This window comes from Aliiroseovarius conchicola (assembly GCF_041403445.1).
Classification (GTDB): domain Bacteria; phylum Pseudomonadota; class Alphaproteobacteria; order Rhodobacterales; family Rhodobacteraceae; genus Aliiroseovarius; species Aliiroseovarius conchicola.
Genome location: NZ_JBGEHL010000003.1, coordinates 141,912 through 156,772, shown reverse-complemented (window position 1 = coordinate 156,772; position 14,861 = coordinate 141,912). Strand labels below are relative to the sequence as shown.

Below are 14,861 nucleotides of genomic sequence, written 5' to 3'. Positions count from 1 at the left end.
CCTGCGCTCCAATTTGGTGCCGGGGGCGCCGTAACGCCCCCGGATGATCTGTCTTATTGTGCGACTTGATCGGCCCACTCTTCGCCAGCGAACCAATAGTCATGGCGCGCTTGCAGCCAGCCAGAGCGCCATTCTTGGGCGATCCAGTTGTTGAAGAAGTTCATCGCATCCGGGTCACCTTTGCGCACGCCGAACGCTTCTCCGCGCGGGTCGTAGAGGTTGTCAAACGGGACGGACAGCGTCTCGGGGTTGCGCGCCATCTCGCGGTTTGGTGTTGGCTGGGCAGCCATTGAGGCATGTGCATTACCGTTCAATACCTCTTGGGTGGACGCACCGTCTTCATCAAACAAAAGCAGTGTTGCCTCGGGGAAGTTTGCCGCGATTACAACGGCCGGCGTGGCCCCGCGACGCGCCGCGAAAGTCACTTCTGGCTTGTTGTAGTCTTCAAGTGACATGCCTTCGGTTAGGGATTTGTTGGCCAGAATGGCCAGTCCCGAATAGGCGTAGGGATCAGTGAAGTTGATCGTCAGGTTGCGCTGAGCGGTGATCGACATGCCAGAAATGATGACGTCGTAGTTACCTGATACCAGCGCCGGAATGATGCCATCCCAAGCGGTTGGAACAAACTCAACCTCAACGCCCATATCTTCCGCCAGCTTGCGGCCGACATCCAATTCAAACCCGATCAGATCGCCATTCTTGTCGCGCATCGACCACGGCACGAAAAGCGACAGGCCGATCCGAATGACGCCGTCTTTCTTGATAGTTTCGATCACACTTTCACTTGAAATGGCCTGTGCGGCGCTTTGGGACATGCCGGGGCTGCTGATGCCGGTGGCAAGGGCTGCACCTAGTGCGATCCCGAGCATTCTGCGAGAAAATTTCATCTCAGTTCTCCTTGTTGCAAGTCATTGTTTGGTTATTGGTCGACGGCATATCGTTTCTCCAGATAACTCACACCAATCGACAGGATCAGGGTCACCACCAGATAGACCAGCGCGATGGTGAACCAGATTTCGAAACTCATATATGTATCAGAAATAATGTTACGCCCGAATGTGGTCAGCTCGGCCACAGCGATGACGCTGACGATGGCGGAGGACTTGATCAGGTGAACAACCTCGCCCGTCATCGGGGGCAGCATGAAGCGTACGGACTGTGGCAGCACGATGTAGCGGTACGCCTGCGCCGTGCTCATCCCGATGGATTTTGCCGCCTCCCATTGCCCTGTGGGCACGGCGTTTATTCCTGCTCGGAAGATCTCGGATATCAGGGCTGAGTGGAACACGGCGAGCGTCATGATGCTGGCCCAGTAGCGATCAAACCCAAAGATCGGACCCAGTACATAGTAGAACAGATAGAGCAGCACCAAGAGGGGAATGTTACGGATCAATTCCAGAAAGCCGATGGCCACCGCCGTGCCCACCACCAAACCCGAAAGGCGCAGAAGGGCGACGAACAGGCCAAGAAGGGTTGCAAGAACAAATGCGGTGACCGACAGCTTTATGGTTGCCACAAGACCAATGGGTATTTGGCCCCATTCGAACCCGACCTCAGTGTTGCGATACAGAAACTGCGGGACCCGGTACCATTGCCAGTTATAGCCCATGCTCTGGGCCCCTGTATAAGCACCATAGGCAATCAGACCAACAATCAACGCATAGATCAGGACCGAGATCAGGACCGAGTCAAAGAACCGCCGAATAGCTGGCGGTTTGGGCAGAGCTTGCCCTTTCGGCTCGGAGATACCCAGATCGCTCACCCTAGTGCTCCAATATCTGGTCAAGGAACAGGCGGCACCGTTCGCTGGATGGGTTGGTAAAGAATTGTTCCGGCGGAGAGGTCTCGACGATCCGACCGGCCTCCATAAAGACCATCGTGTCGGCCACCTTGCGCGCGAAGCCCATTTCGTGCGTGACAACAACCATGGTCATCCCGGTATCTGCCAGTTCGACCATCACATCCAAAACCTCGTTGATCATCTCGGGATCTAGTGCGGATGTGGGTTCATCAAACAGCATGATCCGCGTTTCCATACAAAGCGACCTGGCAATGGCGACACGCTGCTGTTGGCCGCCTGACAGCTGCGCGGGATATTTGTCGGCCTGTTCCGGGATGTGGACACGTTCTAAGTAGTTGCGCGCAGTTTCTTCAGCTTGAGCCTTCGAGATATTGCGCACTTTCATCGGCCCAATCGTCAGGTTCTCAAGCACGGTCAGGTGCGGAAACAGGTTGAACTGTTGAAATACCATGCCGACTTCTTGACGAAGGCTTCTGATGTTTTTGGCGCCCTCGTAAACTTCGATCCCGTCGATCACAAGGCTGCCGGAATTATGCCACTCCAACCCATTGAAGCACCTAATAAGGGTGGACTTTCCGGATCCGGACGGACCGCAGATCACCATTTTTTCACCCTGATGCACCGTCAGATTGATGTCCTTCAGGGCATGGAACGTGCCATAGTACTTATCAAGGTCGGTGGCTTCGATGATCTGGGTAGGCTGGTTCATATGAGCTCAATCGCGTTTCGGAATTGGCAGAATGTTTGGGCGTGTTTGGGCGTCCGGCAAAACGGCTGTCAGAAGGTGCAGCCAATGCGCGGCGCGGTACGGCCTGATGCGGGCGTTCCGACGGTCAAACATGTGAACGGGGCAGTTGGGCAAGGTTCCTGAAACCCCCTAAAACCGTTGCATGATATTTAACATGGTTGCTTAATATGCAATACTCGTCAATAAAAAACATGGTCCATAAGCCTTGCAGCGGCTGGATTGCAGCTTTGGGGGCCACGAACCAAAGGACATGTCGATATGACCAGATCATTGGACGACTTGACCATGCCGGATGTCCACCCCGGCCGAAAAATTGATCGAGCCATTGGTGCATCGTTAAAGGAGCTTCGCCAAAGCCGTGGCAAGTCTGCCCGGTGGTTGGCGGATCAGTCAGGAATATCTGCCGCGATGGTCAGCCGGATCGAGAACGGTTTGGTGTCACCTTCAATTGATACCCTCGCAGCCGTGGCTGACGCATTGGAGGTCCCCGTAATTGCCTTGTTCAACAAGACCCGCTCAGGCCATTCTGACTATACTTTGGTGCGGAACGGAGAAGGGCTGCAAACAACCCGCATCGCGGACGGTCACCGGCACGAGTATGTGAACTTGGCGCTCCACGCGCGCAAGGATATTAGGTTTCAAGCAAGACAGGTAACGCTGAGCCGCGACTGCGGAAAACCGCCGACATATATCGGCCGTGGCGTGGTGTTCGTTCAGGTGCTGGAAGGCGAAGCGATTTATCGTTACGGTGAGTCTCAGTTCCAATTGCGCGCAGGTGACAGCATCAGCGTGGATGCAGAGCTAAATCACGGAATTGAAGAAGTTCTGACACCCGAATTTGTGTTCCTGACAGTTCAGGCGGAACGCGTGTAGGTCGCTTAACTGCCGTTTGTCGCACTTCGGTACCACGCGACGATGGTCCGACGGTTTTCAATGCTCATGGTGGAAACTGCGTTGGGCGGGGGCATTGCATGGCTGACACCAGCTTGCAGGAATATCTGCTGGGCGCGGTGGGCGACATCAGCCTCGGTCTCCAACACCACACCTTTCGGAGGCCAGTGCATACCTTCCCACGAAGGCTCGCGCGCATGGCACATCGAGCAGTTGCCAAGCACCACGTCATAGGCGTCTTCGAACCCGTCCGCATTGGCGAATTGTTCCTCATATGGTGTCAGGGCGCGTGCCTCTGCATCCTCATAGCTGTCCATCATTGGGGCCACAGACAGCCAAGCCATGATGATGATCAAGATTGCCGTAACACCCCACGTCCAGTTTGGACCCTTCCCAGTTGAATGCATAGTGTTGAAGTAATGCCGGATCGTCACCCCAGTCAGGAAGACGAGGCAGGCGATAATCCAGCTGTATTGAGTTGCGAAGACGAGCGGATAGTGGTTCGACAACATTAAGAAGATCACGGGCAGCGTCAGATAGTTGTTGTGGGTTGAACGCAGCTTGGCGATCTTGCCGTATTTGGCATCCGGTGTGCGCCCGGCCTTCAGGTCGGCCACGACAATCCGTTGGTTCGGCATGATGATGAAAAAAACATTTGCGGTCATGATTGTCGCGGTGAAAGCACCCAGATGCAACAAGGCTGCACGACCCGTGAAGACCTGATTAAGCCCCCAGCTCATCGCGACGATGATTGCAAAAAGCACCAGCATCATGGCTGTTGGGTGATCTCTAAGTTTAGATTTGCACAGGAAGTCGTAAAGTACCCAACCAATACCGATTGAGGCTGCCGAGATTAGGATGCCCTGCCACAAAGACAGTTCGACTTTGTTGGGGTCGAGCAAGTAAATCTCGCCGCCAACCCAATAGATGATCATCAACAGTGCGGCACCGGACAGCCAAGTCGTGTAGCTCTGCCACTTGTGCCAGGTCAGATGCTCGGGCAGACGTGCAGGGGCGACAAGATACTTGGTCGTGTGATAAAACCCGCCGCCGTGAACCTCCCATTCCTCGCCTGAAGCACCGTCGGGCAGGTCGGGTGCATCGCGCAGCATCAAGTCGAGAGCAATGAAATAGAAGCTCGCGCCGATCCATGCCATCGCGGTGATGACATGCAGCCACCGGACCATAAAGCCCACCCAGTCCCACATTACTGCCAGATCGTACACGGCAACTCTCCCTTGGTGTTGAAGCCCTGCCATTCATGGCAGTGGATTATTGTATTGATGCTTTCAATCAAGCCAGGGTGCAGGTTGCCAAAAACGCAAGGGTGTCGCAACCGTGTTTCGTTGCTGGAAATCTCGACACAACCGGCCTGTGCGATCGCGCCCCAAAATACGATATTGTTGCTAATCAGTTTGATGATGTCCGATGGGAGGACTTGCTCGGCTCGAACGGTCATGCAACACTTATTCACCTCAGGCGCGAAACAAGAACGGGAATGCATCATGAAAACGGGAATTAGAACCGCTGTTGCGACAATTACATTGTCCATCACAGCTTTCGGCGCAACGATGGCCTCGGCGGCCGATCCAATTGTTGGTGTCTGGAAGACGCAACCGGACCGTAAAGATTTGATTTCACATATCCAAATCAGCGACTGTTCTGGCAAGTTCTGCGGCGTTGTTCTAAGCGCGTTTGACAAGTCAGGTAAGGAAGTGACAACGAAGAATGTTGGCAAGAAACTGTTCTGGGATGTGGCGAGCGAAGGTGGCGGCAAGTATGGCGGCGGAACTTTTTGGGTGCCTCTTATGGACGTCGATACCACACCTACCATGACGCTGACTGGCGACAGCCTAAAGGTTCAGGGCTGCGATCACCTTATCTGCGGTCATCAGGTATGGACCAAGCTTTCTGATAAGTGATCTCCGGGGTTTCACCGCATGACAAACGGGTCCGGGATGGGCTCGTCGCTGGTGCGTAACCAAACGGCCTTGACCTTGGTGTAATCCAGTGCGGCTTGTATTCCGCCCTCGCGGCCGTGACCGCTTAGCCCGTGGCCTCCGAAGGGTGCCATGGGGCTGACGGCGCGATAGGTGTTCACCCAGACGATCCCAGCCCGAATTCCCCGGATCATCCGGTGGGCGCGGGTCAGGTCCTTGGTGAACACGCCCGAGGCCAATCCGAACGCTGTGTCGTTGGCGATCTGTAAGGCCTCGGCCTCAGTGTCGAAGCCAACGACAGACAAGACGGGACCGAATGCCTCTTGCGTCAGGCAGGGTGTCTCAGGCGCGTTTGAACAATCAAGGATCGTGGGTGGAAAGAAGTTACCTGTCCGATCAAGCGCCGTGCCACCGGTGATCAGTTTCGCGCCTGCTTGAGTTGACTGGGAGACAAGAGCCTCGGCCAGCTGGATCTGCGCCGTCGTACACAGTGGTCCGACTTCGGTGGCTATGTCGTCAGGCTCTCCGATCACCACGGCTTCTGCCTTTTCTTTAAGGCGTTTTAGAAACAAATCTTTGATCTGGTTGGAGATCACAAGCCGCGACCCCGCCACACAGCTTTGCCCGGTCGCGGCAAATATCCCTGAAACCTGCGCATTCACGGCACTTTCAATGTCCGCGTCCTCAAAAACAATGAACGGGGATTTCCCACCCAGTTCCAACGATGTTGAGGCCAGGTTCTCGGCCGAATTTCGCACGATATGACGCGCCGTATCAGGTCCGCCCGTAAATGCAACATGATCGATTTTAGGATGGCTGGTCAGGACCGCGCCGCACTTGGGGCCAAACCCGGTGATGACATTCAGAACGCCCGCTGGGAAGCCCGCCTGATCGAAAATCCGGGCGAATTCCAGCATTGGGGCAGGGCCGTCTTCAGACGCTTTCAGGACCACTGTACAACCCGCCGCCAAAGCTGGGCCGATTTTGACCGCGGACAGGAAAAGCTGCGAGTTCCACGGCACAACAGCAGCCACAACACCGACGGGTTCGCGACGTAACCAGACCTCCATATCAGGTTTGTCGATGGGCAGATGCGCGCCTTCGATCTTGTCAGCAAGCCCAGCGTAGTATCGATAATATTCCGCCACATAGGCAACCTGAGCCGAGGTTTCCCGGATGATCTTGCCAGTGTCACGCGTTTCAAGCGCGGCGAGGGTTTCGGCGTTGTCAGCAATCAAGTCAGCAAGCCGGTGGAGCAGTTTGCCCCTCTGCGAGGGCGTCATCCCCGCCCATTCCGGTGAGTAGAATGCGGTCTGGGCTGCATCAACAGCAGCGTTTACATCACCCTCGCGTGCCTCTGGCATCAGTGCCCAAGGCTTGCCTGTCGCAGGGTCCTGACTTTCGAACTGCGCCGACCCGTCCGAAAACATCCCGCCGATATATTGCTGAAATTGCTGCATGGTTTACCCCTTAGACAAAAGTCGGCATGACGTCTTTGATGAACCGTTCAAGCGACGCTTTCTTGCGCTCAAAACTCATCCCGCTGTCGATCCAGAACGAATATTCATCATAGCCCATATCCTCGTATGTCTTGATACGCGTGATCGCATCTTCAGCGGTGGCAATGACATTGTCACGCAACATTGCCTCGGGCGTATAGAACGGGTGGTTTTTGATGTCCTCATCGCTCAGCGGCTCAATCAGCCCCTGAGACACTGGGCGTTCATTTTTGAACCACGCGCCAAAGTAACAGTAGAAACGGTTGATTTCTTCTGCAGCGATTTGCGCATCTGCGGCGTCGCTTGCGATATACGTATGGTTCAGCAACATGATCTCAGGGCGCGAGACATCGGGGTACTTGTCACACGCCGCGTTGAAGGTCTCCATCAGGTTCGTGATCTCTGCGTCCCCTTGCCATAGCGGCGTAACCTGCACATGGCACCCGTTCGCGACAGCAAACTCGTGACTGTTGGGATCGCGCGCGGCCACCCAGATAGGCGGGCCACCAGCTTGCGTGGGCTTTGGGGAAGAGGTCGTCGCCGGGAACGAATGATATGTCCCCTCCTGTGCATAATCCCCTTTCCAAAGACCCTGTAAGGCGGGGACCAACTCGCGCATCCGCTGACCTGCATCCCATGCGTCCATACCAGGAACCATGCGTTCGTATTCATAGCTGTAGGCCCCACGGGCAATGCCCAACTCCAGACGCCCATCTACGATCATGTCAGTCATCGCAGCCTCGCCCGCCAATCGGATCGGGTGCCAGAACGGCGCAACAATGGTGCCTGTACCAAGGCGCACATTCTTGGTGTGACGGGCCAGGTCGACCAGATTCAGGAACGGGTTAGGCGCAATGGTGAAATCCATGCCGTGATGTTCGCCCGTCCAGACCGCATGCATTCCGCCATCATCCGCGATCTTGGCCAATGCGATGAACTGGTCGTAAAGCTCTTTCTGATCCTGTTCGGGCGCAGTGCGCTCCATATGGACGAAAAGTGAAAACCGCATGTGTTTGACCTCCCTTAAGCCCGTTGACCAGAGGAAACCGGGCGAACCACGCCAGTGCTCTGATCACCATAATATATTCCGAAATTTCCCAACTTGGATTCGTCTGCCAACCGCTCCAACATCGTCAGAATGGCTGGGTCCGAGACGTCCAACAACGCAGCCTTATCCAGCGGTACGAAAGCACCTTTGGTCGGCTCGCCCTCAGCGGATTGGCACAGAAACGAGATATGCTGGCGCTTGCGATCCACATCTTCGAAGACCGAATAGATGAAGCCGGGTTGTGTATGCAGGCCAACATCGCTGATCAGCTTGTTCACTGCAGACGAGGCACCTTCGCCGTCGACCAGGCATTCCGGCAGACCCAGACCTCCGTTCCCGTCATCTATCAACAGCACATGCCCCGCCCGTTCGATCAGGGCAGAGACGGCAAGGTTTGTGGTTGCTTCCAGTGCGTCAGTCGTTGACGAGGGTGTGACATAAGCCCCGCGAGCGTATCCCAGGCCAGGCGCGTCAGTTTGCTCGAACCCCTCTACCTTGCCGATCAGAATGACATGATCCCCGGCATCGACGGTCTTGTGCATCGTGCAGTCAAACCACGCGGTCACGTCCTTCAGGATCGGTGCGCCCACGGGACCCCTGTCCCACGAAACAGCTGAAAACCGGTCTTCGACCGGGCGGGCGAACGTGTTGGAAACATCTACTTGGTTTTCCGACAGGATATTGACGGCAAAGCCTTTCGCTTGAACCAATGCGTCGTAGTTGCGCGACGTGTTTGCCACGCAAACCAGCACCAGAGGAGGGTCGAGTGAGACCGATGTGAACGAGTTAGCTGTGAAACCAATCGGGCTTCCATCCATGTCGTATGCGGTCACAACCGTCACGCCTGTCATGAATGTGCCGAATGCGTTTCGCAGGGCGCGCGGATCAGGTGAGGTCATGTTGCAAGCCCTCTGTTGTGGCGGGTTGATTTAACCAGTCGTTAAGGTGAGCGCTGACGACTTCAGGCGCGGTCAGGTTCACCATGTGGCGGTGCCCATTGATCGAGATGGCGCGGCCGTTTTGGGCCATCTGTGCCATGGCAGTAGACATGGCCGGGGTCGAATTTGGATCCTCGTCCCCGGTCATGGCCAGAAACGGGCAGGTGATCTGCGCGTATTTGTCCGCATAAGTCGCATCGCCATGCGCGAAGGCCGCATAGGCCGTAGCATAGCCATCCTGATCGACGGCGCGTAAAAAGCCAGCAACCTGGTCACGGGCGGCACGTTCAACGGGCGTGTCACCAAACCAGCGCGCCAAAGGCGTTTCAATATCCGCCAGCCCATCGCGGATTACAGCGGCACGGGCGATCACGGCGCGGCTAGCATCTGCGTCCCGACGAAAGACTCCGTTTATCAGAGCTACGCGCGAGATGCGTTCTGGGTGCTCGACCGCGAAACCTCCGGCGATCAGCGCACCCATCGAGTGTCCGGCGACGTTCACACGCGGCAAGCCCATGGTTTCGATCACGTCGCCAAACCAGCGCACAAAATCTGGAAGTTGGCTGTCATCTGGAAGCGGATCACTGCCACCGTGCCCTGGCAAGTCAATCGCTATGACCCGATGCGTTTCTGACAAGTCCCTGATCTGCGGCGTCCATGCGGCAGACTGCATCCCCACACCGTGGACCAACACAACGGGTTCACCGTGCCCTTGTTCCTGAAAGGAAAGGTTCAGGCCAGACCTAGACAGACGCAGGGTTGTCAACGTCATGACCCAGCTCCTTCAAGTCCTGATAACGATCCCCGATCCGATGATGCGGGCGTCCGCCGATTGATGCGCCAAGTGCGATCAGGATTTCATCTGCGGCAGGCGCGTCCGCGACCGAGGTTTGGATGGTCAGATAGTGCGATCTGCGTCCGCCGTCGTTTTTGTCCATCAAAGGGACCATCAAGGGTGCGTTGGCTGGGCCGCGCGTGTTGCAAAACGATAGATAGGACTTGGCCCCAACGGCATTGCGATAGCGGTTGCCGAAATGCAGGGTGTGGATAAGGGCAGAGGCATGCTCGACCTCGCCGTTCATTCCGACGATGGCGGCTTTGCCATATCCTTCGACTTTATCGCCTCCGCCTGCTGCATCTAAGATCATCGCGGTTAGCAATTCCCCCAACCCCGGCGCACAGTCACGAATGGCAGGGGTCAGGTCGTCGACAAAACCAGGCCCGGCCCACGGGTTTCTGATCACAGCCATTGCTGCGATCAGCTTCAACGGCGTTTCGGCCTTCTTTCCGCCTTCGATCAAAGTGTTTTCGACGTGCAGAAGTGTTTTGCGAATCTCAGCGGGCATATCGGTATCCTGAGCGGTTTCTGTCGTGGCGTTCCTTGTTGACTTATGGTATACCATCGTACCAAATGTCAATCATACTTGTTGACCCACCCTCACCCTGATACGCCACGGCCCATGCCCACTTCGAAACCAACATTGCAGAAAATCGACAAAGTCCCGCAAACTCTGCGCGACATCGTTCAAGCGCGCATGCGTGAAGCGATCATAGACGGGCATTTCGCACCCGGGGAGAGGTTGGTCGAGCGTCCCTTGTGTGACCAACTGGGCGTCAGTCGCACAGTGATCCGCGAAACCATTCGCTTCCTCGAGGCTGAAGGCTTGGTCGAGATCATACCAAATCGAGGACCCATTGTTGCGACGTTCACGTGGGAACAAGCCAGACAAATCTACAACATTCGCCTGCTTTTGGAAGGTTCAGCCGTTGCAGCGTGCGCAAAAGATCAAAGCGCTGACTTCGCACCAAAACTAAGCCGCGCGCTAAAAGCGCTAGAGGCCTGCATGGACGACACGACGTGGTCAGATTTGCTGCAAGCGACCACGCATTTTTACGAGCTCATCTTTGATGAAGCCGGGCACGCCATCGCGTGGGAAGTTGTACAGCGCCTGAATGGCAGGATTAGCCGATTGCGCGCTCTAACCATTGCAGCAAAGGATCGTGACCGATCCGGTATGAGCCACATGACAGCCATCCACGACGCCATTCTTAGCCGCGACCCAGAAGTTGCAAGGCAAGCCGTCGAGGCGCATATCGCAGACGCCGCCAAAACGGCAGAGCGCTTATTGAAAGACTCCGAGGAGGCACATGGCTAAGGGTTACTGGATCGCCAGCGTTACTGTGACTGACCCCGACCGATATGTCGGGTATCAGTCCCTCGCGCCGAAGGCTTTTGCCAAGTTTGGCGCGCGATTTCTGGCGCGTGGTGGTGACTCGGTGACGTTGGAAGGGACGGATTTCCAGCGCCATGTGGTGATCGAGTTCGACAGCAAGGACGCCGCTTTGGCCTGCTATCATTCACCCGAATATCAAACGGCCAGGCAGCACCGTGACGCGGCCTGTGACGCAAATATTGTGATTGTCGAAGGCTTGGAAACCACCGCCAAATGACCTTGAAAGGAACCCAATGAGCACTTTTGACGAAGACCTGTTTCTGAAAGGGCTGGAGCAACGAAAGGCGACGCTTGGTGCTGAATACGTTGAAAACAACCTTGCAGCTGCCGATGATTTCAGCCGTCCGTTTCAAGAGGCAATGACGGCTTGGTGTTGGGGGTTTGGCTGGGGTGATGACGTGATCGACGCCAAAACCCGATCAATGATGAACCTGTCCATGATCGGCGCGCTTGGCAAAATGTCCGAATGGGAACTGCATTGCCGCGGTGCGATCAACAACGGTGTCACGAAAGAGGAAATCCGCGCAATCATCCACGTCATTGCGATCTATTGTGGCGTTCCGCAGGGGTTAGAGTGCTTCCGCGCAGCCCGAAAGGTTCTGGAAGACCAGACCTGACACGAAGGAAATATTGATTGGGTAGAGCAATCTATCTAACAGACGCCGCGCGCCAAATCGGATAAACGCCGGCGAAAACCTCAGACAAAAGGAAAAACCGATGTACCAAATCCTTCCTCAAAGCAGTGGCAACATCATGGGTATCGAAGTTTCGGGAAAGCTTGATACGGACCAAATCGGTGAGCTGACAGCAAAAGCGGATGCGATCGTGTCCGAGCACGGTAAGATCCGTTTTCTAGTGGTCACGAACAGCGATATCCATCCGTCCTTCAAGGCGGCGGGAGAAGACATGAAATGGGTCCTTACCCATATGAACAAGCTTGATAAGTTGGCGATTGTCATGGACAGCAAATTGATGGCTGCGCTGGTAAGCGTCGATGCCAAGTTTGCAAGCCTCGTTGGCATAGGCGAGAAACACTTCAACACCGATGAGCTTGATGCTGCTTGGGCGTGGGTTGAAGAAGACTGAGGTCTTAGCGCTCGGTCACCCGAGCGACGCAAACGTAAGTCCACGGTACGTATTGGAACGTTTTGTCGGGTGGGTCGCATCCCACCCGATTTCAAGCGGCAGCGCGCAGAACGGCTAGGCTTCAGCCAGCCAATCGGTGCTGATCTTCCACAATCGTTCGGCCGCGTCATCGTCGCACGCATGTGGATTGACGCCCATGTAGCGCGCCATGGGGCTCTCAGGGTCCGTCACAGCCGCGATGTCGGCATCCTCGCAATAAACACCCGGTTTGCCATTTAACTGGGCCGATGTCGCAGCCCAGAGTGTCGTGGAGGCACCTTGCTCTGGCGTCTTGAACCCGGATTTCGCCAGTTCAGATGGCTCTCCGTCTTCGCCCAACCATCCAAGCGCGATCATCTCTTCTTTTGGCAAGTGTCGCTGCAAGGGGGTGAAAATGCCGCCCGGATGGACCGAGAACGCCGCGCCGCCAGTGGGTTTCAGACGACGTGAAAGCGCATTGGCAAAAAGCGCGTTGGACGTTTTTGCCTGTCCGTAGGCCTGCCATTTATCGTATGCGGTCTTTTCGTAGTTGATGTCATCCCACAGTACGTCAGATACTTTATGCGCTGTGGATGACAACGCGACGACACGCGCCCCCTCGGTTTTCTCAAGCAAAGGCATCAGCCCCTGTGTCAGCGCAAAATGCCCCATGTGGCATATGCCAAACTGGCTTTCCCAACCGGGGCCAACGCGGGCCTCTGGACAGGCCATCACGCCTGCATTGTTGATCAGAAGATCCAGCGTCCCAAGCCGTTGTATCATCTCACCCGCAAACCGGTTCACCGTCGAAAGATCGGATAAATCAAGCTGAGCGGTCGTGATGTCGCCTTCAAGCGCGGCTAGGTTTTCTTTTGCCTTGGCTTCAGAACGCACCGGAACAATGACAGAGACACCCTTGTTGGCAAGCGCGCGAACAGTCTCTAAACCTATGCCGCTATACCCGCCGGTGACGATCGCAGTTTTTCCTGAAAGGTCGATGTCCGCCAAAACCTCAGATGCGGTGCTTTTGGCGTGGAAACCGGATTGAACGGGGGTCTGATCTGCTAAGGCCATGTGTAGTCCTTTCTGGTCGGATTTGTCGGCGTGGCGGCGCTGCTCTGTACTTCAACTTAGGTATTGGAACATCGGCAGATAAGGCTAGGTCACGAAAGAAAGTTAAGTGCCCGCTAATCCATTAGGCGCCCGCAAACCGCCGATGCGACTGCGCGCCACCGATGTGACAACAAGAAGCGACATCATCAGGCCAGTTACCACTGCGGCAGCGATACCCAAACGAACACCCGTCAAGCCCCAGTCGAACACTTGTGTGAAGAGCCAGATAAACAAGGCAATGCCGATGCCCTGACGGTAAACCCCAATCCACATGGTCCAGACTGCACGCTTTAAAGCCTGCAACAGCGAATTGGCCGAGAACAGGAAGACATAGATTGGCAGGACCACTGCCTCGACTTTCAAGAACAGCCCGCCAATACGCACAACTTCTGGATCCGAAGAAAATACACGGGTCGCGGCCTCGCCGCCGAACCAAAGGAACGGGGCGGCGCAGAGGGTCGCGAAAACACCCAGCATCCAGCAGGTGCGAAATGCCTCGCGTACGCGGTCATAGTTTCCAGCGCCATAGTTCTGTGCTGCGATTGGTACCAATGCGATGGTAATCCCAACGGCTGGAAGCAGAAAAATCTGCTCGATCCTGAGCGAGATACCGTAGGCCGCCAATGACGCTTCGCCGTAACTTTTCAACGCATATTGGACAACAAACCCACTGGCGAAATTGATCAGAAGGGCAAAGCTAGCCGGGAAGGCTTGGCTTGCGATCTCGCCGTACTTTGCTGGTACGGGCTTAAATTCATGGGGCGTCAGGTCTTGCATCATTGCACGACCAAATATCCGATACAGCAAGAAGATCGCGACACCGGACTGGCTGATCGCAGTGGCCAGTGCGATGCCGTTAAAACCCATACCGGATACAACCCCCGGAATACCGAACATAAGTAACGGATTGAGCGCGATGTTGGCGAAAAACGCTGCAATCAACGCGCGCTGCATTGAAACCGTATCGCCTCGGGCTTGAAGAATACCATTTCCGCCATAGGCTAAAATGAATCCTGGCAGCGAAAGGGTGAGCCAATAGAAATATGACAGGCCAGCATCGCGATAAGCCCCGGGTTCGGACACGATTGCGATCAGATATGGCCCAGCAAACAGAGAGATGATGGTCAGGACAACTGTTGCCACGACCGCGAAACCGATGCCTTGGGCCGCGAGATGTCGGGCGTCGGCAACATCCTTACGCCCCTTGGCATTTCCAACCAGTGCGCTCATCGCGGCCCCGAGGCCAAAACCCACGGCAACCAGTACGAAAAATGCCTGAAACCCTACCGACAGCCCGGCCTGCGCTTCGGTCCCAAAGAAACCTGCAAAATAGGTGTCGACGATATTGTAAAGCGTACTAAACAACATCCCGATCGCCGCTGGTAAAGCAAGGCGCCGGAAATGTCCCCGGACCGGACCTGTTGTTAGGTCTTCGTCAATCATCGCGTCTGGATACTTTCGATGGGAAAGCTGTAGGTGGATTGGACCGGCATTATTCGCCGCCTCTTTTGTCTATATTTTATTTGCTTATGTTTGTCTTGAGGA

Annotated in this window: 18 protein-coding genes; 6 read left to right on the top strand and 12 right to left on the bottom strand. The window is 55.5% G+C overall.

Features of this window, described 5'->3' with window-relative positions; translation table 11 throughout:
- Positions 1–53 precede the first annotated feature (53 nt).
- Genes V6N04_RS06465 through V6N04_RS06455 form a run of 3 tightly spaced genes read right to left on the bottom strand, consistent with a single transcriptional unit; the run spans position 54 to position 2,510 of the window.
- Positions 54–887: a transporter substrate-binding domain-containing protein gene (locus V6N04_RS06465; RefSeq protein ID WP_371169323.1), complete on the bottom strand. Its 834-nt coding sequence runs from the start codon at positions 885–887 to the stop codon at positions 54–56.
- Between the two features lie 32 nt (positions 888–919).
- On the bottom strand, positions 920–1,762 hold the full coding sequence (locus tag V6N04_RS06460; protein ID WP_371169322.1) for an amino acid ABC transporter permease: 843 nt from the start codon (positions 1,760–1,762) through the stop codon (positions 920–922).
- 1 nt (position 1,763) lies between these two features.
- Entirely contained in the window at positions 1,764–2,510 is a 747-nt protein-coding gene (locus tag V6N04_RS06455) for an amino acid ABC transporter ATP-binding protein (protein ID WP_371169321.1), read from the bottom strand.
- 297 nt (positions 2,511–2,807) lie between these two features.
- On the opposite strand from V6N04_RS06455, the gene V6N04_RS06450 reads away from it, so the two are divergent.
- Positions 2,808–3,422, top strand: a complete 615-nt coding sequence (locus V6N04_RS06450) for a helix-turn-helix domain-containing protein (RefSeq protein WP_371169320.1) — start codon at positions 2,808–2,810, stop codon at positions 3,420–3,422.
- 5 nt (positions 3,423–3,427) lie between these two features.
- Here the strand turns inward: V6N04_RS06450 and V6N04_RS06445 are convergent, their stop codons facing one another.
- Positions 3,428–4,666, bottom strand: a complete 1,239-nt coding sequence (locus V6N04_RS06445) for a urate hydroxylase PuuD (RefSeq protein WP_371169319.1) — start codon at positions 4,664–4,666, stop codon at positions 3,428–3,430.
- Positions 4,648–4,899 carry a hypothetical protein gene (locus V6N04_RS06440; protein ID WP_371169318.1) on the bottom strand — a complete coding sequence of 84 codons (252 nt, stop codon included), beginning with the start codon at positions 4,897–4,899 and terminating at the stop codon, positions 4,648–4,650. Before V6N04_RS06440 ends, V6N04_RS06445 begins: the two co-directional genes overlap by 19 nt.
- A 46-nt stretch (positions 4,900–4,945) precedes the next feature.
- Between V6N04_RS06440 and V6N04_RS06435 the strand changes: the two genes are divergently transcribed.
- Positions 4,946–5,362 carry a DUF2147 domain-containing protein gene (locus V6N04_RS06435; protein WP_371169317.1) on the top strand — a complete coding sequence of 139 codons (417 nt, stop codon included), beginning with the start codon at positions 4,946–4,948 and terminating at the stop codon, positions 5,360–5,362.
- Positions 5,363–5,373: 11 nt separating this feature from the next.
- Here the strand turns inward: V6N04_RS06435 and V6N04_RS06430 are convergent, their stop codons facing one another.
- Genes V6N04_RS06430 through V6N04_RS06410 form a run of 5 tightly spaced genes read right to left on the bottom strand, consistent with a single transcriptional unit; the run spans position 5,374 to position 10,211 of the window.
- A complete protein-coding gene (locus V6N04_RS06430; protein ID WP_371169316.1) occupies positions 5,374–6,840 on the bottom strand; it encodes an aldehyde dehydrogenase in 1,467 nt (488 codons plus the stop codon).
- 10 nt (positions 6,841–6,850) lie between these two features.
- Positions 6,851–7,888, bottom strand: a complete 1,038-nt coding sequence (locus V6N04_RS06425) for an LLM class flavin-dependent oxidoreductase (RefSeq protein ID WP_371169315.1) — start codon at positions 7,886–7,888, stop codon at positions 6,851–6,853.
- 14 nt (positions 7,889–7,902) lie between these two features.
- On the bottom strand, positions 7,903–8,826 hold the full coding sequence (locus V6N04_RS06420; protein ID WP_371169314.1) for a flavin reductase: 924 nt from the start codon (positions 8,824–8,826) through the stop codon (positions 7,903–7,905).
- Positions 8,813–9,637: an alpha/beta fold hydrolase gene (locus tag V6N04_RS06415; RefSeq protein WP_371169313.1), complete on the bottom strand. Its 825-nt coding sequence runs from the start codon at positions 9,635–9,637 to the stop codon at positions 8,813–8,815. The genes V6N04_RS06420 and V6N04_RS06415 overlap by 14 nt, the downstream gene beginning before the upstream one ends.
- Complete coding sequence (locus tag V6N04_RS06410) at positions 9,609–10,211, bottom strand: amino acid synthesis family protein (protein WP_371169312.1); 603 nt, start codon at positions 10,209–10,211, stop codon at positions 9,609–9,611. Before V6N04_RS06410 ends, V6N04_RS06415 begins: the two co-directional genes overlap by 29 nt.
- Before the next feature lie 114 nt (positions 10,212–10,325).
- Between V6N04_RS06410 and V6N04_RS06405 the strand changes: the two genes are divergently transcribed.
- The 4 genes from V6N04_RS06405 (at position 10,326) to V6N04_RS06390 (ending at position 12,185) form a co-directional block, all read left to right on the top strand.
- Positions 10,326–11,021, top strand: coding sequence for a GntR family transcriptional regulator (locus V6N04_RS06405; protein ID WP_371169311.1), 696 nt, complete (start codon positions 10,326–10,328; stop codon positions 11,019–11,021).
- On the top strand, positions 11,014–11,316 hold the full coding sequence (locus V6N04_RS06400; RefSeq protein WP_371169310.1) for a DUF1330 domain-containing protein: 303 nt from the start codon (positions 11,014–11,016) through the stop codon (positions 11,314–11,316). Before V6N04_RS06405 ends, V6N04_RS06400 begins: the two co-directional genes overlap by 8 nt.
- A gap of 16 nt (positions 11,317–11,332) precedes the next feature.
- A complete protein-coding gene (locus V6N04_RS06395) occupies positions 11,333–11,716 on the top strand; it encodes a carboxymuconolactone decarboxylase family protein (RefSeq protein WP_371169309.1) in 384 nt (127 codons plus the stop codon).
- 100 nt (positions 11,717–11,816) lie between these two features.
- The gene (locus V6N04_RS06390) at positions 11,817–12,185 is read left to right on the top strand and encodes a SpoIIAA family protein (RefSeq protein WP_371169308.1); all 369 of its coding nucleotides are present in this window, start codon (positions 11,817–11,819) and stop codon (positions 12,183–12,185) included.
- A gap of 114 nt (positions 12,186–12,299) precedes the next feature.
- Here the strand turns inward: V6N04_RS06390 and V6N04_RS06385 are convergent, their stop codons facing one another.
- Entirely contained in the window at positions 12,300–13,277 is a 978-nt protein-coding gene (locus V6N04_RS06385; protein ID WP_371169307.1) for an oxidoreductase, read from the bottom strand.
- A 102-nt stretch (positions 13,278–13,379) separates the two neighbouring features.
- Entirely contained in the window at positions 13,380–14,759 is a 1,380-nt protein-coding gene (locus V6N04_RS06380) for an MATE family efflux transporter (RefSeq protein ID WP_371169306.1), read from the bottom strand.
- Positions 14,760–14,861 lie beyond the last annotated feature (102 nt).